This window comes from Kosakonia sp. CCTCC M2018092 (assembly GCF_003864115.1).
Taxonomy (GTDB): Bacteria; Pseudomonadota; Gammaproteobacteria; order Enterobacterales; family Enterobacteriaceae; genus Kosakonia; species Kosakonia cowanii.
On record NZ_CP034225.1, the window covers coordinates 802,598 to 823,667 of the forward strand.

The window sequence follows — 21,070 nt, forward strand, 5'->3', positions numbered from 1 at the left end:
GGTAAGGATATTGCGATAACGGGCAGAGTAAAGGTTATGACCGCACCTGTCACGGTGCGGCCGTCACTGCTTCCACGCGCGCGTTTTTACCGACCACTTTGCCCTGCTGGTCTTCAATCCAGTAAGCGATTTTGACTTCGCCGGGCGCGGTGGGGGTTACCGAAAGCTCTTTCACCATCTGGCCGGAATCTGCTTCGAGGGTCAGCGGCAGCTCACCGCTCTCCAGGCTGCTGTCGTTTTGCGTGATGCGCCACTTTAGCGTGCACTTTTCGCAGGCCGACCAGCTGTCGTTAATTGCCCACAGCCGCAGGATATTCGCTTTATTGGTCTGCCAGTTTGCCGTGACCGGCTCGATAGAGGGCAGCAGCGGTTGATAGGCAGTTTGCAGCGCGTAATAGCCCGCTTTCGGCTGACGCAGATAGTCAACGACGCCCCAGTTGATCGACGGCCAGGTCTCGACAAACATAAAGTGGAACAGGGCGGTAACCGGTTGATAACGCTGGCGGCGATAGCTCTCTGCCGCCATTGCCACCAGCTCCGCCTGGTAACGCTGGGTATTGTCGATGGTCTGCTGAATATTCTCGCCGCGCGGCACTTTGGCAAAACCAAAGGTCTGGAACGGCTGGAAGTTGTGGTACTTCCAGCGATCCCAGCCGGGATCCTTCGCATCGGTACTCTTAGGCCACATCTCGCTGGCGGGAATAATGGTTTTGAGGGTGGAGAGGCGCGGCAGCGCCTGCGCGCCAAACTCGGTGATGATGCCGGTTTTCGCCGGAGCCAGCACATCGCGCATGGTGCCGAAGTACCACCCCTGCCAGTAGTGCTCCTCCACGGCGGAGTAGCGGTGCACAATGCGCGAGGTGTCCTCGGCCAGCGCGTCCGCCACTTTCTGCGTCAGCTCGCGGTTAAGATCTTTATTCCAGTCTTTAAAGCGCTTCTCCATCCACGGCGAGTTCCACGGCGGCTCGTTGTGCCCACCCCAGGCCACAATCGCCGGGGAGTTGCCGAACTGCGCCACCATCTCCCGCGTCTGGCGGGCGGCGTTATCGGCAAACTCGCTGCTGTTGTTATAGCCCCACTGCAACGGCACATCCTGCCAGATCATCAGCCCCATCTCATCGGCGACGTCATACAGCGCGCGCCCGGCGACATGACCATGCACGCGTATCGCATTGGCGTTCATCCCCATTACCAGTTCGAAGTCCTGGCGATACCTGGCGCGCGTCATGGTGCCGAGCCACGGCGAGCCGATATAGTTGCTGCCCTTCACAAACAGGCGTTTATCGTTGATGCGCCAGCCTTTGTTATCCGGCGCTTCCTCCATTTTGCGCAGGCCGGTGCGCGTGACGGCGGTATCCATCACCCCTTGCCGATCGATCAGCGAGGCGCGAACGCGGTAGAGGTTGGGTTTACCGTGACCGACCGGCCACCAGAGCCTGGCGGCCTCCATTGGTAGCGTCACCGTCAGCAGCTTGCTGTCGCCTGTCTCAAGTGTGACCGGGAACTCCTGACGGTAGTCGCGGCCATAAAAATTATCCGGCTTCGCCGCCAGGCGCAGCGTCACCGGCCCGGCCTGTTTCGCCCGGTAGCGGATCTCGGCACGCAGCATCGGCTTCGCCAGCCCCTCCTGCCACAGCGGGCGCAGGATAATCTCATCGATGGCCGCCCCGCGGCTAAGGTGCAGCCGGACCGGTGCCCAGATACCGCCGGAGTTGGCATCCTGCCCCTGCGCCGACCAGGCACCGCCAGGGCGGGTGTCATGCTGGTTCAGCACCCCTTTGACCATCGTTTTATGCAGCGGCCAGATAGTTTTGGGATCTTCGAACGGGCTATCGACGCGCACCGTTAGCTGGTTATGGCGGCGTAGCGCCTGGCTGACATCCACCGGAAAGCGCTGATAGTAGCCCTCATGATGCGCCAGCCGCTTGCCGTTCAGCGTCACGTCGGCCAGGTAGTCGACGCCGTCAAACACCAGCGTCGCCAGCGTATCGGCAGACTGCTCAGGCAGGGTAAAGCTGTGCCGGTACCAGAGCGCGCCCTGGTGATCCAGCCCGTCGCTGTACCAGTTAGCGGGCACGCGCAGGGTGCGCCAGTCGGCGCTGGAGGCGCTGACGCCATCGAAAGCGGGATCGTTGGCATCGTGCACGCGCCACTCTCCGGCAAGGGACCAGGTGACGGGCAGCGCAGCGGCGAAAGCCTGGGTTGAGAGTAAGAGCGACAGCAGCAGCGCGTTACGCATCATGGTTTGCCTCCCGGCGTTGCAGCCACGCCTCAACGCGTACAAATTCCTCGCGAAGCGTCGTGTGCAGGTTATCCAGTGCCTGTTGATCGAGGCCGATCGCCTGGCTCTCAAGCTGTTGCAGCAGTTGGCTCAGACGGGTGAAATCAAGGGCGATCGCCTCACCGCGCAGTTTATGCGCCGCGCGCCGCAGTCCGTCGCGATCGTTGGTGTGGATGGCATCGGCAATCGCGGCCTGCATTGTCCCTACGCTTTCGCTAAACAGGGCCAGCAGCTCGTTAACCAGTTCAGCATCGTCGGCGCACTGGGCGAGCAGGGCGCTCTGCGTGGGCAACCCTTCATCGTCCTGTTGCGTAATGCGGGTCAGTTCATCGTGCAGCGCCTGCTGGCTTACCGGCTTGGCGATATAGCCATCAAAGCCCATTGCCAGGCAGCGCTCTTTATCACCCTGCATGGCGTGCGCGGTCATGGCGATCACCGGCTGGTGGCTGAGCGTGTGCATCCGTTCCTCTTCGCGCAGCAGGCGGATCGCCGTTTCGCCATCCATGCCGGGCATTTGCAGATCCATCAGGATCAGATCCCAGCCCCCTTCATGCCAGCGATCGAGCGCCGCGCGCCCGTCATCGACCACCTCGGCGTGATGGCCGAGCCGCTCCAGCAGACGCAGCGCCAGTTTCTGGTTCACCAGATTATCTTCCGCCAGCAGAATACGCAGCGCGCTGGCTGCCATTTGCGGTGCGGCAGGCTGTTCGGCGGGAGCGGGCTCCGGCAGGCGACCCGGTGCCAGCACGCTGGCGATCGCCTGGTTTAGCTCGCTTTGCGCCACCGGTTTATGCAGGTAGTGGGCGATGCCGATGCGTTTAAGCATCCGCGCATCGAAGTGGCGGTTCATGGAACTGAGCATAATGATGCGGCTCTGGCTCGCCTGCGGCAGCACCGAAAGCTCCAGCGCCAGCGAAATGCCATCCATCTCCGGCATCTGCGCATCAAGCAGGATCAGCGGAAAGGGTTCGCTCTCTGCCGTCAGGCGCAGCGCCTGGTGGGCGTTATCGACGCAGTGCGGCACAAGCCCCATCTGCGTCAGCATCGTCTCCAGCAGGCGCAGGTTGGTGCTGTTATCATCCACCACCAGCACCCGCTCGCCGCTAAAACGCGTCATCTGCATTGCCGCCAGTGCGGCAGGCTGGCTCACCAGCGTTAAGCTGAACGCGAACTCGCTGCCCACGCCCGGTTCACTGGCTACAGCCAGTTCGCCGCCCATCATCTTCACCAGCCGCGCGGAGATAGTCAGCCCCAGCCCGGTGCCGCCATAGCGACGGGTAGTGGAACTGTCTGCCTGGCTGAAGGCTTCGAAGATCGCCTGCTGCTTCTCGGCGGGAATGCCGATGCCGCTGTCGCGCACCGCAAACCGCCAGCTACCAGATTCCTCGCCCGGCGAGATGGCGAGCACTACTTCACCCTGATGGGTAAATTTCAGCGCGTTGCCGAGCAGATTGGTGAGGATCTGCCGCAGCCGGGGGCCATCGATGGAGACGACCTCCGGCACGGCGGGATCGATATCGACCAGCAGTTCAATGCCTTTTTCGCTGGCGGCGGGCATATGCGGGCGGATCAGCGCCTGGATAAAGGGGCGGATCTCCAGCGGCTCCTCATCGAGAATAATTTTCCCCGCCTCGATTTTCGAAAAGTCGAGGATGTCATTGATGATATGCAGCAGCGACTGTGCCGAACTCATCACCAGCGAGAGGTACTCCCGCTGCTCGCTGCTGAGCTGCGTGTCGAGGCAGAGTTGCGTCATGCCGAGGATGCCGTTCATCGGCGTGCGTATTTCATGGCTCATATTCGCCAGAAAGGCGCTCTTCGCCTCGTTGGCATCACGCGCCACCTTTGCCGCCTCAATCGCCAGCAGCTCCGCCTCTTTACGGCGGGTGATATCCTGCAACGTGCCGACCACCCGCTCCGCGTCGCCCTGCATGGTCAGCGTTACCACCTGGCCGGAGAGCAGCATCCAGCGCCACTCCTCGCTCTGATGGCGAACGCGGATTTCACACTCAAACACCGGAACGTGGTGGCGGGTTGAACCCTGCATCGCCTGGCGCAGGCGGGCGCGATCCTCCTCATGCACCAGATTGAGCAGAAAGCGCGCCGGATGATGCCACTGGCTGCGCGGAAGGCCAATCATCGTCAGCAGCGTGTCGTTGACCTGCAAATTGTCGGCCGAGATCTGCCAGTCCCAGATGCCGATATGAATAGAGTCGGCGGTGAGCAGAAAATCATCATGTAGCTGCTGGCGCGAGCGCTGGGCTTCATCCAGCTGTGTGATGTCGCTGTGCAGGCTGACGATGCTGCCATCCTCCAGCCGCTGGTGGTGAACAAACAGGCGGCGCTGCCCCGCCTGGCGCACTTCGCGGTGGTTATCCTGGCGGCAGTTGCGAATGATCGCCTCGCGCAGCGTCTGGCGGCGGCTCGGGTCGGTGTTATAGGCCGCGTCGATAAACTTCTCTGCCAGGCTTTGCAGCGTCGCCCCCGTCTTTAGCCCACCGGTCAGTGCCGGATAAAACGCCTCTACCTGCGCATTCCACGCCAGCAGCCGCTCGTGGCGATCGTAGATCAGCACCGCCGCGGGCAGGGCGTTGAGGTCAAAATGGCAGGCTGTTGTCATGATGCCTCCCCGGCCTGGTAGTGCAGTTCCGCCTGTCGGCGCAGGTACTCCAGCCCCGGCGCAATCGCCATTGCCCACGCGGTCAGCGTCTCTTCATCGCACTGCGGGTCGCGCTGGCGCACGGTGATTAACATCGCTTCACGCCAGAGGGCAAAAAAACGCGGCGGCAAGCGCAGGCCGTCGGTGTTCTGTTCGCGCGCCAGCCGCTCGAGGAAATCGGGCACAAACAGCGCGCCGTCGACCGCCAGCATGGCAAAGAAGCTCTTATAAACCAGCTGTTGCCCCTCTTCACTCCCGAAGCGGGCGAAGTGCTGCTCCGTCTCCGGCGACATGTGCATAAAGGTGGTGTAGAAGGCGTTAAAGAAGGCGCGCTTCTCATCATCGGGGAAGACGCGGCTCAGACTCGCTTCAAAGAGATCGCGGTAGAATTTCATGGCGCGGCCCTCGGGGTGCGTTCACCCGGCAGGCAGAGGCCGGGTTTGTTAAATTCATCTGTCGTGCGGCGCACGAAATAGCTCTCATCATCGATTAAACCGTCGCGAAAGAGCGGCCCGCCGTTGGCTTTGTAGAGCAGCGCCTCCAGCACCATCGCGTTGGTGGAGAGCGTCACCATTTTGTTGATATCACCCGTCGCCTCAACGCGCCCTTCAAACCAGCCGCGTTCGGGGTCGTTAAGATGTTCCGTCACCGCCATCAGGGCGTTGGTGTAGGCGGTGTCCCACAACACCCACAGGGCAAACACCGCTTTGGTCGTTACCTGCGACAGCCGCGGGTAATATTTTCCGTCATCGCCGAGGGTGTTCCATGCATAGCCATTGCCCCAGACGCTATCCTCCACGTGCCACGGTGCCTGCGCGAGGGTGAAGTCAGCGCGGGCGGTGAGGGTCTTCTCTTTTTCCCAGCGCGTTTTCTGCGTCAGCCAGACGCCCTGCGCCCGATCGCGCAGCAGGGTTTGCACCTCATCGCTCAATCCCGGCGGCTGCCAGCCAAACTCCAGCCCCGGCAGCATCGCTGGCACCGTCGAGAGGATCGACGGCTGCCAGGTGGTGCGCGGATCGCGGGCATCCACCGGCAGGCTGCGCTGGTAGATGATGACGTTTTTCGACGGCGGCGTGAGCGCTTTCCCGGCGGGGAAACCCCACAGGCGGAAGGCGCTGGCGGCATATTCGCTCTCGCCGAGGCGCAGCTCTTCGCGCACCACCGGCTGGCCGTTTTGCAGCGAGGCGGACCACAGCTCGCCTTCGCTATCCATGACCGGGCAGAAGTTCCAGCGCAGGATCACTTTGTCGAGGTACTCGCGGTACTGCGGCGCGCGCTCGGCGGTGAGGCGCAGCGCCAGCATCAGCCGCGCCATATCTTTCGCCGACCAGCCGCTCTTCACCGGCTTGCCGCTAAAATCAACGATGGTCGCCGTCTGGCTGGAGTAGAGCCTGCCCGGCGTTCGGGTATCGGTGAGCATCAGCCGGTTGAGGGTGCCGAGCAGGCGGGTGAGGCGCGCGTCAAACTCCTTATCGTCAACCAGATCGAGATCTTTTGCCGCCAGCAGGGCGATAAGCGTGTCGCCCATCTGCCACAGCGTAACGCGCGGCTGTTTGTCGCTGCCGTTGACCAGCCCGGTTTGCGGTTGGGTGTTATTAACGAAGTAGCGCCAGGCAATAGTGGCCCACTCGCGCTCCTGCTGCGTCAGGCTGCTGACGCGCGCGGTGGTGTTCCACGCCCCTTTCGTCAGCCAGCGCCAGCCTGCGCCGCCCTCGCTAAATAGCGCAAAGGCGGCGGCGAGCAGCAGCAGAAGGATCGCCAGCCAGCGAACTACGGTTTTAGACATTGCGCAGTCACCGGCGGCAGCTTCACAGGCTCATCCGCGTTACAGGAGGCACACTGGCACGCCTGGCAGGCAGGTTTTGTGCGCTGGGTGGTGCCGGTCTGCTGACACCAGTTTTTCACCGACGGCGTGCTTTCAAGGAACGGTCGGTTGCGGCGGGCGTTATTCTCCTCAAACAGATCGACCAGCTTCTTCTCCCACAGCGACGGGGCGAAGTTGCGGTTTTTCGGGTTATCGGTGTTGAATTGCAGCAGCTTACCCTCTTTTTTGAACAGCAGCGCCTCAAGCATGATGCCGTTGTTGTTGGCGGTGAACTCTTTGATCGGGCCGTCGCCATTCTCATACAGCCCTTCGTAATACCCTTTGCCCTCTTCGTTGGCGTTCTCGATGGCGCTCATCAGGCGATCGGTGTAGGGAGAATCCCACAGCACCCACATGCCGAGCGCCGCTTTCAGGGAGACGGCGGCAGCGCTGGGCATAAACTGCCCTTTATCGGTAATGGTGTTCCAGTCATAACCGTCGGTGTAGACCGTGTCGTAGACGAAGTAGGGGGCTTTATCGAGCTGGTGCTCGGAGCGGGCGGTGAGCACGCCGGTAATGGTGTAGCGGTTCTCCTGCGCCTGGTAGACGCGGTCGGCGAAGTTTTTCATCCACGGATGGGAGTAGTTGCGCGGGCTGTTGTTGCGATCGTTCGGGTTATCAAAGCCGAACTCAAGGCCGTAGAGCAGATAGGATTCAGTCACCACATAGTTGTGCTGCGAGGTGGCACGCGGATCGCGCGTGTCGTACGGCACCAGCACGCAGTAAATTTCCGCCAGCTCATAAGGCTGCGGTCGGCTCGCCTGGCAGGTGTTGAAGCCCCAGAGCTGGAAACCGGCGGCGCCATACTCCTCATACCCGAGGCGCCCCTCCTGCACATACTTCGGCTGGCCGTTTTCGAGGTAAGCACCGTAGAGGGTGCCGCACGGGTCAACAGCATGGCTGAAATCCCAGCCCAGCACGATGTTATCGATACTGTTGCCATACTCCGGGTAGCGCTCTTTGATCACCTTCAGCCAGATCAGCATGCGGCCGATATCCAGCGCCGAGAAGCCAATCTCGCCGGGTTTGTTGGTGTAGTTCACCTTCTGCGCGGTGAGGGTGTTGTAGGCTTTGTTGGGCAGTTCATTGCGAAACAGATCCAGCTTGTTGATGGTGGCGAGGATCTTCAGCATCCGCCGGTCAAACTCCGCTTTATCGATAATTCCCAGTTCGCGCGCTGCCGTTAGCGCAGCAAGGTAGGAGGCGCTGTCCCACATAGTGGTGGAGGGGTATTTATTTACCGCGTTAACCAGCCCGGTGGTGGGCTGGTAGTTGGCGACAAAATATTGCCAGGCGTTTCTCGCCATCGTCATCTCTTGCGCCGTCAGCTTGCCGCTGCGCGGTGCGTAGTCCGATGCCGGAAGATCGCCGGCGCGCGCCTGGCTCAGCGTCATCCAGAGCGCCATTAGCCCTGCCAACAGGGGAAAAAAGAGAAGTGCTTTCAGCTTCATGGCGTAGCTCCTGCTGACGAAGGGGAACGGGGCGCGGGATTAAAACAGGCCAGGCACAGCATCTGGCCGTGGGCGATATAGGCCAGGCTCTCCAGCACGATGGCATTGGTGTCGGCATCAATCACACTGTTCACGCTGTTATTGAGGTTATGCCCGCGCTGCCACCCTTTGCCCGGCACTTGCAGCACCTGCGCTTGCTGGCGCAGGGCCTCGCTCCAGCTGTTGCGAAACAGGGCATACCAGGCGAAGGCCGAGCGGGTGGAGGTGATTGCCGTCAGCTCCGGCGGTGCATCGCGCAGCGCCTCGTTGTCGATAGGCTGGCGGTTGGGCAGGTCATTGATAAAGTCCGGCGCGGGTTCGGCATAGTCGGTGCTGATGGGCGGTTTGCGTACCCGCAGGCTGTGGCGGCGCTGCTGGATCTGCATGATGCGAAAGGCGATTTCGGCGCTCTGCGCATCGAAGCCCAGCTCGAGGCCGGTCAACAGATAGGGGAGGCTAATCAGCGAAGGCTGGCGACCCCACGGCGTACGCAACCCCTCATCGGGCACCATAATGCCGTCGATATCGATCATCTGCTGCCCTTCCGGCGGATTGGTCACCGCCAGCCCGGCGGCGCTGTCGATCAGCCGCAGCGTATGGCTGGCATAAAGTCGATAGCCAAAGCTGTTGCGCGGCTCATCGCTCGCCAGCGCCCAGTGATGCAGCGGCGCGGCGGCCTGCGTTGCGCCGCTGGTGACGATAAGCGCACCCACCTGCCAGCGGTTAAAGAGATCGCGCACCGCCTCCGCGTGCTGCGGCGAGCGCCAGAGCAGGGTTTGCAGCGCCACCAGCAGGCGACCCATGCCGATGGCGGAGCTTTCCGGCTTGCCAAGAATTTTCAAAGTGTCGGAGTGATAGTAGGCCGCCGGCACGCCCTGCGGCGTAAGCGGCAGCCCGCCGAGAGTTGCCAGCGCATTGCTGATGCGCGCATCGCTTTCTGCTTCGCTGAGGATGTGCAACTGCTGCGCGGCGATCACCGCCAGCAGATAACTTCCCGCGCTCCATAAGCTGAACCACGCCTGCCCATCCTGCGCATTCGGCAACCCGTTGGGTTGCGTATTGTTGACGTAATATTGCCAGGCCACGCGTGCCCAGATCGCCTCCTCAAAGGTGAGCGCGCGCGAGGTGGGCAGCGGCGGGAAATCTTTGCTCAGCGCCATGCCACCGCTGCTCTCAACGCGGGTCGGCATCTGTTTTTCCACCCACACCACTATGGCGAAGCCGAGCAGAAAACCGAGCAGGATAGTGATGTAACTGCGTGCAGAAAGCAGTGCGTCGCGCGTTCTCATGTTCGCGCCTCCTCTTCGTCCGGCGTCCAGATGGCGGCGAGGATCAGCGGCAACATCGCAGCAATGTTGACGGCACCCCAAAAGATATTGATAACGTAGCCGGAAGGATCATCCACCTGGCCGCGCGCCACCTGAATGCCGCCCCAAATCAGCCCGGTCAGGGTGAGCAACACGATGGCGATTTGCGGCTTCACCAGGTAGAGAAAGCGCCCGGTCTGGCGCTCCTTCGGCGTAACGTGAAACTTGATCTGCTCGCCGCGCAGCACCGTATTCAGCGCCCGCAGGTTCATCGAGAAGAAGGAGAGGTAGGACGCGCGCCCATCCCAGGCGGAGATGCCCCATGTGCCAAACATAAATGCCAGCTCCGAGAGGATAAAAAAGGGCAGGAAGTGGAGATAAAAGGGCGTCGACCAGGCCGACACCGGCGGAATGCCGGTGAAGAGGTAGATAATCGGCGAAATCAGGAAAATGGCGTTCCAGACGCAGGCCATATAGGACCAGAAGGTGGTGGCGTACATCAGGGTTTGCGGCAGCGAGAGCTTAAAGCGGCGGCGGCTGAAGATGTTGTCGTGAAACAGAATATCCAGCGATCCGGCGGCATACTTAAAGCGCTGGATCATCCACGTCAACATATCCTGCGGCGATAACATTTTTGATTCGACACGCGGGTGCATTACCGAGCGCCAGTTTCGCGCCGCATCGCCATGAAGCAGGATCGAGGTGTAGATATCTTCCGAGACGTGGAATTTATAGGGCGTCAGTTCGGTATCGAAGGCGACATGGGGACGCATCGCGTCCTGGAGCGCCTCGCGGGTGGCGGGATCGCGGATATCGCGCGTATGGCGGTCGATCTCCTCCTCCACCGTCCAGACATAGCTGCGCAGCGCCGCCTGCATCACCGCTTCGCGCCGGTGCACCGACGCCGCGCCGCAGCAGAAGGCGGCGTTGGCCCAGTTACGGCGGCGCAGGATCACATCGTAAAACATGCGCGGATCGTTAAAGAAGGGGTCGCGGCCCATCGTTACCGGGCCGACAATTTTCTGCGCCAGCCAGCCAAAGGCGTAGCCCACCTTGCCGGTTTTTCGCTCCAGCCAGCGGGAGAGGTTCTCCCCGGCTGGCAGGTCGTAAAACCACTGCGGCGTCTGCACCCACGCCACGTCCGGGTTGCGGAAGTAGCCGAGGGTATGGGCGAGCAGGGTCGGGAAGACGCGGGTGTCGGCATCACAAATCACCAGAAAATCGCCGTCGGTCTGCTCGAGACCGTTACGCAGGTTACCCGCTTTGTAGCCAATGTTGGTCTGCCGGGTAATGTAATTGACCCCCTCTTCGTCACAGACGGCTTTCATCTCCGGGCGTCGCCCGTCATCCAGCACGTGCACGCGGTAATCGAGGGGAAAGGGGTACGCCATTTTCATCGCATCGCGGATAGAGAGCCTGACCAGCTCAACATCTTCTGAGTAAGTAGCGATAAAGAGGTCCACTTTCACCGGGCGCGGTTCGACCGCTTCATCTGCGCCCAGGCAGTCATTGATCTCCTGCGGCGGCGGCGCTTGCGGCGGATCCTCCTCCTTCCACAGGTTGATGGTAAATAACACCGTGCCGATCCACGCCAGCGTTTCCGCTAATACCAGCGGAATGGCATACCACAGGGCATCCATATTCAGCGACGCCGTCCAGCGCCAGTAGATATAATTCGCACCCAGAATCAGCGCCGCAACCGCTAATATCTGCCAGGTAATCATCGCCCAGCGCGGCGTTTTCAGCGGCTCGGGCGGTTTGCGATCTTCAAATCGGGAAAAGTAGAAGCCCATAGCGGTTGTTATCTTTATTCCGTGATAATAAGAAATCAGATAATACCCAGGCGGACCTGTTTCGCGGCCTGGCGTAATAACTTCCCGGTAAAACAAAAAGTAATGTAAGTGTAGATGGCTGATTAAAAGTTTCCAGCAAAGCGCAGCGCGGAATAATTCGTTGCAGTTAATTTAATATCAATTTGAATGATTTTACCGGTGCGCTTTTCACTTCGCTAACATTGCCAGTCTCGTTTATTTAAGCTATCTAAATAATTTCCCTGTTGTTTTATTGCCGCACTTAACAGGTTACTTTTATGAGCCAGATGGCACCCGCGCTAACGCAAAAAGATAACGTAGAATCAACGGCATGGCGCTATTCTGTTGCCGGTAGCCGCGATTTGCGTATCGATTTAATGCGCGGTACTGCGCTGGTGATGATGGTGGTGGCGCATACGGAAGTGATGTCGATATTTAATATATTTTCGTGGGAGCGTTTTGGCTTAACGACCGGTGCAGAAGGTTTTGTTATTCTCTCTGGGTTTATGCTGGGAATGCTTAATCGGGCGCGGTTGCAAAAGGCGGCGCTATTAACGATTTGCTGGGGATTATATCTGCGAGCGTGGAAAATATATCGCGTTAATATCATCATCATATTGTCGATGCTGCTGCTCGGTTTTTTGCCTTTTATAAATGTGTTCGAAGTGACCCACTTTACAGACCGATTTTCCGGAACATCATGGTCGCTTTATCCGGTGACGCCGCAAATAAAAGAGACATGGTTTAACATCGTGCTCTATTTGCAAATCGGGCCGCACCAGACGCAAATCCTTGGCCTCTATATTTTCCTGCTGCTATTAAGCCCGCTCTTTTTGGCGCTGCTTAAACAGGGCAGGGTGTGGTGGTTATTAAGTCTTTCGCTACTAGTGTATGGCTGCTGGCAGCGCTGGCCGGTGCGGGTGACGGTGTCCGAGTTTGAGTTCGCCTTTCCGCTGCTCGCCTGGCAATTCATTTTTGTCCTCGGTATGAGCTGCGGCTGGTACAAAGCCGAGCTGCTCTCGCTGGCGCGCACGCCGCCGGGCAAAGTGGTGATTGTGGCGCTGGTGATCGTTGCGCTGATTTTGGGCTTCGTTGCCCAGAACCACACCAACCCCTTTATGCCGCCGGAACTGCTGATGCATGTGATTCCTCCTGCCGATTTCAACGCGTTTTACCACACCTGGGCGGCGAAAAATGGTCTTGGTCCGGTGCGGGTGCTGAATGATATCAGCCTGATGGTGACGGTCTATCTGCTGTTGACCTGGTGCTGGCGACCCATCTATCGCCTGACCGGCTGGTTTCTTATCCCGCTCGGTCAGCACTCGCTGTATGTCTTTATTCTGCATGTCTATGTGGTGCTGGCGGTGAGCCAGTTCGTCACCTTCGATCTCTGGCGGCAGGCATGGATCGTCAACACGCTGGTACATGCGGCGGCGCTCGGCGTGCTGTGGCTGCTGGCGAAATATAATGTCGGCGCGCGCTGGATACCTAACTGAGGAAAGGCGGAATGCGGGAGAGATATTTACTGGCCTGCGCGCTACTCGCCGCCTTACCGGCAGCGAATGCGGCGCAAAAGAGTGAAGCGGAGAGCGAGTCGTTGCGCGACAGCAACGGCGATCCGGTGCAGGTCGGCGTCTTTACCAGCCGCTGGGGGCGTCTTTTTTCCGGTAACAACAAACCCTTTTCCGGCGCGCTCAGCTTTGGTACTGGCCTGAAAGAGCAGTGGGTAACGATCCCGAACAGTTCCAGCAGCGCCGGGCAGAAAAGAAAAGTGAATCAGACCGTTAACCTGAGCCTGCAATACTCGCCCTACAGCTTCTGGTTTGCCAATATCACCACCCGCGTGCCGGTGACGGACACCAGCCGCTACACCACCGATTTTCGCTACAGCTTTGGCTATGACGACTGGCATGCCAACACCGTCAGCCTGGTCTACAGCAACTATGGCGATAACCACTTCTGGACGTCGGGCAGCAAGCGCAAAACCTATTTCGAACAGGGGGCGGTGACGCTGGCCTATAAATTCTCACTGCCGAAACCCGTTGAAAATAAGCTGCTGATTAACAAAGGCGATTCACTGATTTGCCAGGTCGGCTATAGCTGGGTGCCGCGTTACTACGATTTGAAAAGTAACGATATTGAGCAGAACAAAAACGTGGTGCTTGGCGGCTGCGGTTACACCTTTAAACAGCACTTCTTTGTGCGCGCTACCGCCTTCTGGTTCCCGGATCGCAGCCAGCAACAGCCGTGGAACGGCGATTACAGCTACAGCTTTGGTTATGCAGGCTACACGCCCGGCTCCTTCTCGTTGCAGTACGCCAACTTCGCCGGCACGCGCTACCCCGGCCACAAGAGCGGCAATGGCAAATTCCGCGAAGGGACCGTCAGCCTGATCTGGTTTTTACCGTTATAAGGAGCCGCCGTGGCCCAACAGCATGTGCTTGTGGTGGAGGATTCGCCCATTTATCGCCGCCTGCTCTCACGCATGCTGGCGCAGTGGGGCTATGTGGTCAGCGAAGCGGAAAACGGCGTCAGCGCGCTGGAGATACTGGCGAATTCGCCGGTCAGCATGGTGATAAGCGACTGGGAGATGCCGGAGATGGATGGCTTAACCCTGTGTCGCGAAATCCGCGAGCGGCAGTTTGGCCACTATATCTATCTGATTTTGCTCACCGCACGGGAAAACCCCGGCGATCTGGCGCAGGGGTTTGATGCAGGCGCAGATGACTTTCTCAGCAAGCCGGTGGAGCAGAGCGAGCTGCGCGCGCGGCTGCATGCCGGTTCGCGCATTCTGGCGCTGGAGGCGACGCTCGCGGCACGCAATGCGCGGCTCAGCGAGGCGCTCCAGCAGATTGAGCAGGATCTGCAAGCCGCGGCGCGCATTCAGCACTCGATTCTGCCCGCCCATCAGCTGCGCTATCACGACTACTTTTCCGACTGGCTGTTTCTGCCCTCCGCGTGGGTCTCTGGCGATGTGTTTAATCTCTTTCAGTTAGACGATCATTTGGGGTTTTACTGTGTTGATGTCTCAGGCCACGGCGTCGGTGCGGCGATGATGTCCCTCGCGGTGGCACGGCAGTTTTTACAGGGGCGCGTGGTGGAGCGTTTTCTCTTTTCTGCTGACGGTAGTGTGGCCTCGCCCGCCGACGTGGTGAGCATGCTTAACAGCCGCTTTTGCAGCGAAGAGGCGGAGATCATGAGCTATTTCACGATGATCTACGGCGTTATCCATTTGCCGAGCGGCAAAGGCAGGCTCTGCCAGGCCGGTCATCCGACGCCGTTTATCGTCTCAACCGCGGGCGAGGTCACGCCGATTGGCAGCGGCGGCGCACCGGTTGGGCTGATGCCCGATCTCAACTGGGATGATGTCGATTTTGAGCTGCGCCCCGGCGAGCGGCTCTGCCTCTTTAGCGACGGTATAACTGAATGTGAAAACCCCACAGGCGAGCAGTTTGGCCCGCAACGCTTGCAGCAGTGGCTGCAACAGCATGTTAACGAGGCTATCGGCGCGCTTCTGCCGCAGTTCGGCCAGCACTTAACCGGCTGGCGCAACGGCGAGCAGATGGCAGATGATGTTTCCCTGTTAATTATTGAGCGTAATGGAGAGAAGTGATGAATATCGATAGCGAACATCAGCCGCAGGTGACGATCCTGACACCCGCGATTCGACGGCTGGATGCCTCCGTTTCCGCGGCTTTTAAAGAGGCGATCGCCCGCGAGATGGGTGATGAGCCGCGCGCGCTGATTGTCGATTTCAGCAAGGTGGACTTTATTGACAGCAGCGGCCTCGGCACGCTGGTTTCATTAATGAAGATGATGAACGGCAAAGGCGAAATGGTGCTCTGCGCCCTCAACCCCGGTATTAAAAATATGTTTACTCTGACGCGCATGGACCGCATTTTTCGCATCAGCGCGGACAGAGCCGCCGCCCTGCAACTGCTCGGGCTGTGAATTATGGCTCGCGAGATAACCTTTCCCGCCTCGCTCACTGCGCTCTCGCCGCTTGCTGAGTGGCTTAATGCGCAGATGGCCGCGTTGCCGGTGGATGAGGGCTGGCGCTTCGCCCTCGATTTGGCGGTGTGCGAAGTGGCGACCAATATTATTCGCCATAGCCTGCATGAGCAGGCCGCAGCCACTTTTAGCATTGCGTTTGCCGTCGGCGCGCAGGAGGTGCAACTGACGTTTCGCGATAACGGCGAGCGGTTTCCCGCTGAACGCTTACTGGCGGTACAGCAGGAAAATGGCCTTGAGATGGAGCCGGATCTGGAGAGCGGGCGCGGGCTGAAGCTGATCCTGCTCAGCGTTGACAGCTTTACCGTACAGCGCCAGGCCGACGTTAATATCGCCACGCTGTGCAAAAAATGGGGAGTTGAAGAGGCGAGCGGCTAACTCGTATGCTCGGGGCTCGGGTTAAGCGCTAACGGGAGCCAAGCATGCGCATTGATGAGACAAGCCAAAACGGGCCAGCGCTGCATATTCTCTGCGGCAAAATCGCTTCCGGTAAATCGACCCTGGCTGCAACGCTTACGCAAACGCCGGGCAGCGTGGTGCTCAGCGAAGATAGCTGGCTGGCACTGCTGTTTAAAGAGTCGATGCAGAGCGTAGAAGATTATGTGCACTACTCCGCAGTGCTTAAGCGAGCAATTAAGCCCCACGTCATCGCCCTGTTACAGGCCAGGGTAAATGTGATCCTCGATTTTCCCGCCAATACCGTCGCCAGCCGCCAGTGGATGATGTCGATGATTCAGGAGTCCGGCGCGCAGCATGTGCTGCACTATCTCGTGGTAAGCGATGAGACGTGCAAGGCGCGCCTGCGCCAGCGCAATGCGGCGGGCGAGCACGATTTCGCCGCTACCGACGCGCAGTTTGAGCTGATTACCCGCTACTTTGTGCCGCCCGTCGATGAAGAGGGCTTTAATGTGCGCCGCTATGAAGAAGGGCACCGGTAAACACCGGTGCCGTTGGTCAGGGTCAGTGCCGTTTTTCCAGCGCTTCCCATAAGCCGTGCAGATAGGTGACGCCGAGCGCGCGGTCGTAGAGGCCATAGCCCGGACGCCCGGTTTCGCCCCAGATAAAGCGGCCGTGATCCGGGCGGATATAGCCATCAAAGCCGTTGTCATGCAGGGCTTTCATCACCTCATACATATCGAGCGAGCCGTAGCGCGAAAGGTGCGCCGATTCATAGAAATCCTTATCCTGAATCAGCTTGATATTGCGCACGTGGGCGAAGTGGATGCGCCTGCGGCGGGTAAACTCGGCGAGAATTTCGTAGACGTTATTATCCGGATCCTCGGCGATGGAGCCGGTACATAAGGTGATGCCGTTGGCCTCGGAGTTAACGGCATTACAGATCCAGTCGAGATCGTCGCGGTTTTTCACAATGCGCGGCAGGCCAAAGATAGAGTAGGGCGGATCGTCCGGATGAATCGCCATTTTGATGCCGACCTCTTCGCAGACCGGGATCACGCGCTCAAGAAAATAGACCAGGTTCTGGCGCAGTTTGTTCTCGTCGACATCTTTATATTTGGCAAACAGCTCCTGCACTTTCGCCAGCCGTTCTGGCTCCCAGCCCGGCAGCGCGAAACCGTTGGAGTTCTCCAGCACCTCTTTCACCACTTCATCCAGCGTCTTATCGATGCCTTTCTTCTCGAACGCCATGGTTATGGAACCGTCCGGCAGGACATAGTTCATCTCGGTCTTCATCCAGTCGAACACCGGCATAAAGTTGTAGCAGATGACTTTGATGCCGATCTCCGCTAAATGGCGGATGGTTTGCTGGTAGTTGGCGATAAAGCGATCGCGGCTCGGCAGGCCGATTTTGATGTCATCGTGAATGTTGACGCTCTCAATCACCTCCATTTTTAACCCGGCCTGCTGAACCTGATCGGCCAGCGCGCGCACTTTATCCTGCGGCCACACTTCACCGACCGGCACGTCATACAGTGCGCCTACAACGCCTTCAACGCCTGGAACCTGGCGAATATGCGCCAGAGGAATTTTATCTTCGACTGGCCCAAACCAGCGCATCGTCATTTGCATGCTTGTTACCACCTTTATCAGTCCATAACTTTAACTGCCATACTAGTATTGATATTAGCGCGTGACCCGGCATCTTTTTGCGATCCTCTTCACACAACGCATTTTCGCGTTACGCTGCTTATCTAACGTTTACGTAATGCTGACAAAAGTTTCTAAATTAAGCCTTGCGCCCTGAGCCATAACCGTGCGTTAATGACTCGTCGGTTTGATAAATCATTATCTCCAGCCAGTAGTCCACTAAAGTCTCTCTCATCTCTAAGTACCTCGATAGTTACTTCTTTTTGGGTCTCTTTACACGCTGATAAATAATGCCTCAGACCATTGCCGCCTAAATAGGCCTATAAGACAAAAGGGTAACAAACATGTCTAATAAAATGACTGGTATCGTAAAATGGTTCAACGCTGAGAAAGGCTTTGGCTTCATCACTCCTAAAGATGGCAGCAAAGATGTATTCGTACACTTCTCTGCAATCCAGAGCGATAACTACCGCACTCTTGATGAAAATCAGGAAGTTGAATTCACCATTGAAAATGGTGCGAAAGGCCCGGCCGCTGCTAACGTAGTGCCGCGCTAAGGACGATTTTATTACGAACCATATCCATTTCCGCTGCCCGTGCTGTCACGGGTCGCAATACAGAGTTTCCAGTTTTGACGTGACTGAGAAAAATCCGGCCGGTGCCAAATGTATTTTTTGCAAATCAGCAATGATGACATTTGATAATATCGCCGCGATTATGCAGTCAAACCACGTTACGATGGAATTCCGTAAATAATAAAAAGGCCAGTTTACTGGCCTTTTTTTATGCCTGTTATTCACTCTCCAACTAACATAATCATTTTTACCGAACGGTTACTGGTTAATTGCCAGGTCATCTGCCGGTAGTGCAGCTCTCCGCGCTGTGCATGCATAAACACCCGCTCGCCGCCTTCGCGCACCACTACCTGCTGACGCGACCAGAAAGTGCGAAACAGCTCGCTCTCACTACGCAAACTCTCAACAAAACTATTCAGGGCCTGGTCGTGCGGATAGTGCATCGCATCGGCGCGCAGCTCCGCCACAATGCGGCTGGCGCGCTGCTCCCAGTCGGCCACCAGCGTGCGCGCCAGCGGATCACGGAACATAAAACTCATCATATTCGGCTGCGGATCGCTATCCAGCCAGCCGCTGAAAAGCGCTTCGGCTGCCTTATTCCACGCCAGCATCGTCCAGGTTAAATCGAGCAGATAGCAGGGGCATGCCATCTGCTGCACCGAGGCCAGCACCTCTTTTTCCACCGTCACCACGTGCTCTTCCTGCGGATCGTTTTGTCGCGCCAGATGGAAGAGGTAATTTCGTTCGGTTGGCTTCATTCTTAATACGTTGGCGATATTCGACAGGGTTTGCGGCGAGACAACGATATCGCGTCCCTGCTCAATCCAGGTATACCAGGTCGTGCTGATGCCGCTAAGCTGCGCTACTTCTTCCCGCCGTAACCCGCGCGTGCGCCGCCGCCCCTGCGCGGGCAGGCCAATATCCGCAGGCAGGGTGTTTTCCCGCTGGGATCGTAAGAAGTCGCCCAGCGCTTTTGGCCCGGCAAAGAGGGTGTTTTCCATGGGTGGTACCTGCTAATACCAGTATAAGTAGCCATATTGTACCCCTATAAAAAGGGTCGTACAGTCGCAACTGAGCCGGTTTGTCGTCACCCATCACTAAAAGGAAAAAGAGCATGGCCGTAAATCATTATCAGTTAACGCAGCAGCAGTTCGGCGATCGGGCGCAGGCCTATTTAAGCAGCCAGGTACATTCGCAGGGGGAGGATTTAGTGCGTCTGGCGCAGTGGCTGGGTGAAAACCCGGCGGCCTCAGTGCTCGATTTAGGCTGTGGCGCAGGGCATGCCAGTTTTGTTGCCGCAGGCGTGGTGCGCGATGTCACCGCGTATGACTTATCAGAGAAGATGCTGGCCGTTGTGCGCCAGGCCGCCAGCGATCGCCAGTTAAGCAACCTGCGCACCGTACACGGCGCGGCAGAAGCACTGCCCTTTGCCGAAGGCGAATTTGATGTGGTGATAAGCCGCTACTCGGCGCACCACTGGCACGATGTGCCGCAGGCGTTACGTGAAGTGCAACGCGTGCTGAAACCCGGCGGCAAATTTATCCTGATGGATATTACCTCGCCGGGCCGTCCGGTGCTGGATATCTGGCTGCAAACCATCGAAGTGCTGCGCGATCCCTCCCACGTGCGCAACTACTCGCCGGGGGAGTGGTTGCAGATGACGCAGCAGAGCGGCCTGCTGGTGGATAAACTCATCACCGGCCGGCTGGCGCTGGAGTACACCTCCTGGGTTGAGCGTATGCAAACCCCGGAGGTGCTGCGCGCGGCGATCCGCTACCTGCAACAGACCACCTCGGATGAGGTGAAAAGCCATTTCGCACTCGACGAGCAGGGCAGTTTCACCTCCGACACCCTGATGTTTCAGGCGCAAAACATTAACGCGGGATAATCTTTTCCTGCTTCAGGCGGTCAAACAGCGCAAAGAAGGAGTCCGGCGTTGAGCGGTAGCCGGTAAAGCCTGCTTTGCGGCTTTTGCTCATATCCGTGAAGGCTTCCATCGGGCGACCGAGGTCGGCATCCGTGTGCCACCAGGAGGCCAGCTTGTTGATATCCGCTTCGCGAAGCTGATACTTCTGCGCGATCTCCGTCCAGGCGGCCTGCGCCTCCTGCATGCGGTTTTCCAGCGGCATCATGCTTGCCGGGTAGGCCGCCGCTTCAATGCCGAAATAGGCTGCCAGCTTCGGCCACAGCCAGTTCCAGCGGAAGACATCGCCATTCACCGCGTTGAAATCTTCGTTCGCCGCCTGCTCGCTCTGTGCCGCCCAGCTAAGCTGCTCGGCCAGTAAACCGGCATCGGTAACATCCGCCAGCCCGTTCCACTGCTCGGGTGAGCCGGGGAAGATAAACGGCCAGCCTTTTTCACGGCACAGCGTGGCGTAGACCGCCAGCGTCTGGCCCATATTCATCGCATTGCCGAGGGCATAGCCGATGATGGTGTGCGGGCGATGGACGCTCCAGCGGTAGCCATACTTTTCTGCTCCGGCAAAGAGTTCATCTTCCTGCGCGTAATAGAAGTTCTCCACCGGCTGGCGACCCTGCTCCTCGCGGAACGGCGTGACCGGCACCGCACCTTTGCCGTAGGCTTCGAAGGGGCCAAGGTAGTGTTTCAGGCCGGTCACCAGCGCCACATGGCTGCCGTTAAGCCGCTCGCCGAGCGCCTCAATCACGTTTTTCACGATGGCGCCGTTAACGCGGATATTGGCCTGCTCATTCTCCTGGCGCGACCAGACGCTGAAGAAGAGCGCATCAACCTGCACCTCTTTTAGCGCCTCGTTAACCGCCGCCGCATCTGTCAGATCGGCAGTCAGGCTTTCGCACCCGTCCGGAATAGCGCCGCGGCCACGCGACAGGCCGCTGACCTGCCACCCTTCGCCTTTAAGTTGTTCTGCCAATGCGCGACCAATCACGCCACTAATACCGACTATCAATGCACGTTTTTGCATAGGGGGCTCCTTTTCTTTTTCAGCTTTAAAGCCTAATAGAGAATTTAATTCTTATCTCTGCTATTAATTCACATCATTCATAAC

Annotated in this window: 19 protein-coding genes; 9 read left to right on the top strand and 10 right to left on the bottom strand. The window is 58.5% G+C overall.

Going from position 1 to position 21,070, the window contains the following annotated elements; translation table 11 throughout:
- Positions 1-49 precede the first annotated feature (49 nt).
- Genes EH164_RS03750 through EH164_RS03780 form a run of 7 tightly spaced genes read right to left on the bottom strand, consistent with a single transcriptional unit; the run spans position 50 to position 11,394 of the window.
- Positions 50-2,242, bottom strand: coding sequence for a sugar-binding domain-containing protein (locus tag EH164_RS03750; protein ID WP_124967338.1), 2,193 nt, complete (start codon positions 2,240-2,242; stop codon positions 50-52).
- Complete coding sequence (locus EH164_RS03755) at positions 2,232-4,901, bottom strand: response regulator (RefSeq protein WP_124967339.1); 2,670 nt, start codon at positions 4,899-4,901, stop codon at positions 2,232-2,234. The genes EH164_RS03750 and EH164_RS03755 overlap by 11 nt, the downstream gene beginning before the upstream one ends.
- A complete protein-coding gene (locus tag EH164_RS03760; RefSeq protein WP_124967340.1) occupies positions 4,898-5,335 on the bottom strand; it encodes a globin in 438 nt (145 codons plus the stop codon). The genes EH164_RS03755 and EH164_RS03760 overlap by 4 nt, the downstream gene beginning before the upstream one ends.
- Positions 5,332-6,726 (bottom strand): DUF3131 domain-containing protein, encoded by a 1,395-nt coding sequence (locus EH164_RS03765; RefSeq protein WP_124967341.1) that lies wholly within the window; start codon positions 6,724-6,726, stop codon positions 5,332-5,334. The genes EH164_RS03760 and EH164_RS03765 overlap by 4 nt, the downstream gene beginning before the upstream one ends.
- Entirely contained in the window at positions 6,711-8,255 is a 1,545-nt protein-coding gene (locus EH164_RS03770) for a DUF3131 domain-containing protein (RefSeq protein WP_124967342.1), read from the bottom strand. Before EH164_RS03770 ends, EH164_RS03765 begins: the two co-directional genes overlap by 16 nt.
- The gene (locus EH164_RS03775) at positions 8,252-9,583 is read right to left on the bottom strand and encodes a DUF3131 domain-containing protein (RefSeq protein ID WP_094421986.1); all 1,332 of its coding nucleotides are present in this window, start codon (positions 9,581-9,583) and stop codon (positions 8,252-8,254) included. Before EH164_RS03775 ends, EH164_RS03770 begins: the two co-directional genes overlap by 4 nt.
- The gene (locus EH164_RS03780; protein ID WP_124967343.1) at positions 9,580-11,394 is read right to left on the bottom strand and encodes a glycosyltransferase; all 1,815 of its coding nucleotides are present in this window, start codon (positions 11,392-11,394) and stop codon (positions 9,580-9,582) included. Before EH164_RS03780 ends, EH164_RS03775 begins: the two co-directional genes overlap by 4 nt.
- A 296-nt stretch (positions 11,395-11,690) precedes the next feature.
- Between EH164_RS03780 and opgC the strand changes: the two genes are divergently transcribed.
- From opgC to EH164_RS03810, 6 genes are read left to right on the top strand one after another with little or no spacing between them, the layout of a single operon-like run.
- Positions 11,691-12,908: an OpgC domain-containing protein gene (gene opgC, locus EH164_RS03785; RefSeq protein ID WP_124967344.1), complete on the top strand. Its 1,218-nt coding sequence runs from the start codon at positions 11,691-11,693 to the stop codon at positions 12,906-12,908.
- Between the two features lie 11 nt (positions 12,909-12,919).
- Positions 12,920-13,825: a hypothetical protein gene (locus EH164_RS03790; RefSeq protein WP_124967345.1), complete on the top strand. Its 906-nt coding sequence runs from the start codon at positions 12,920-12,922 to the stop codon at positions 13,823-13,825.
- Positions 13,826-13,834: 9 nt separating this feature from the next.
- Positions 13,835-15,025 (top strand): PP2C family protein-serine/threonine phosphatase, encoded by a 1,191-nt coding sequence (locus tag EH164_RS03795; RefSeq protein ID WP_124967346.1) that lies wholly within the window; start codon positions 13,835-13,837, stop codon positions 15,023-15,025.
- The gene (locus EH164_RS03800; protein WP_023480937.1) at positions 15,025-15,363 is read left to right on the top strand and encodes an STAS domain-containing protein; all 339 of its coding nucleotides are present in this window, start codon (positions 15,025-15,027) and stop codon (positions 15,361-15,363) included. Before EH164_RS03795 ends, EH164_RS03800 begins: the two co-directional genes overlap by 1 nt.
- Positions 15,364-15,366: 3 nt before the next feature.
- Positions 15,367-15,801, top strand: a complete 435-nt coding sequence (locus EH164_RS03805; protein WP_124967347.1) for an ATP-binding protein — start codon at positions 15,367-15,369, stop codon at positions 15,799-15,801.
- 44 nt (positions 15,802-15,845) lie between these two features.
- On the top strand, positions 15,846-16,361 hold the full coding sequence (locus EH164_RS03810) for an ATP-binding protein (RefSeq protein ID WP_124967348.1): 516 nt from the start codon (positions 15,846-15,848) through the stop codon (positions 16,359-16,361).
- A gap of 22 nt (positions 16,362-16,383) precedes the next feature.
- Here the strand turns inward: EH164_RS03810 and uxuA are convergent, their stop codons facing one another.
- The gene (gene uxuA, locus EH164_RS03815) at positions 16,384-17,451 is read right to left on the bottom strand and encodes a mannonate dehydratase (protein ID WP_124967349.1); all 1,068 of its coding nucleotides are present in this window, start codon (positions 17,449-17,451) and stop codon (positions 16,384-16,386) included.
- Between the two features lie 362 nt (positions 17,452-17,813).
- On the opposite strand from uxuA, the gene cspA reads away from it, so the two are divergent.
- Together cspA and EH164_RS22895 are read left to right on the top strand one after the other, a co-directional pair.
- A complete protein-coding gene (cspA, locus tag EH164_RS03820) occupies positions 17,814-18,026 on the top strand; it encodes an RNA chaperone/antiterminator CspA (RefSeq protein WP_023480861.1) in 213 nt (70 codons plus the stop codon).
- 10 nt (positions 18,027-18,036) lie between these two features.
- Positions 18,037-18,225 (top strand): cold-shock protein, encoded by a 189-nt coding sequence (locus EH164_RS22895; RefSeq protein WP_094421972.1) that lies wholly within the window; start codon positions 18,037-18,039, stop codon positions 18,223-18,225.
- 40 nt (positions 18,226-18,265) lie between these two features.
- On the opposite strand, the gene EH164_RS03830 is transcribed toward EH164_RS22895, so the two are convergent.
- Positions 18,266-19,045: a helix-turn-helix transcriptional regulator gene (locus EH164_RS03830; RefSeq protein ID WP_124967350.1), complete on the bottom strand. Its 780-nt coding sequence runs from the start codon at positions 19,043-19,045 to the stop codon at positions 18,266-18,268.
- Between the two features lie 113 nt (positions 19,046-19,158).
- Here EH164_RS03830 and EH164_RS03835 point away from each other — a divergent pair, with 113 nt between their 5' ends.
- A complete protein-coding gene (locus tag EH164_RS03835) occupies positions 19,159-19,932 on the top strand; it encodes a class I SAM-dependent methyltransferase (RefSeq protein ID WP_124967351.1) in 774 nt (257 codons plus the stop codon).
- Here the strand turns inward: EH164_RS03835 and EH164_RS03840 are convergent.
- Positions 19,919-20,986 (bottom strand): SDR family oxidoreductase, encoded by a 1,068-nt coding sequence (locus EH164_RS03840; protein WP_124967352.1) that lies wholly within the window; start codon positions 20,984-20,986, stop codon positions 19,919-19,921. The two genes, EH164_RS03835 and EH164_RS03840, sit on opposite strands and share 14 nt — an antisense overlap.
- Positions 20,987-21,070 lie beyond the last annotated feature (84 nt).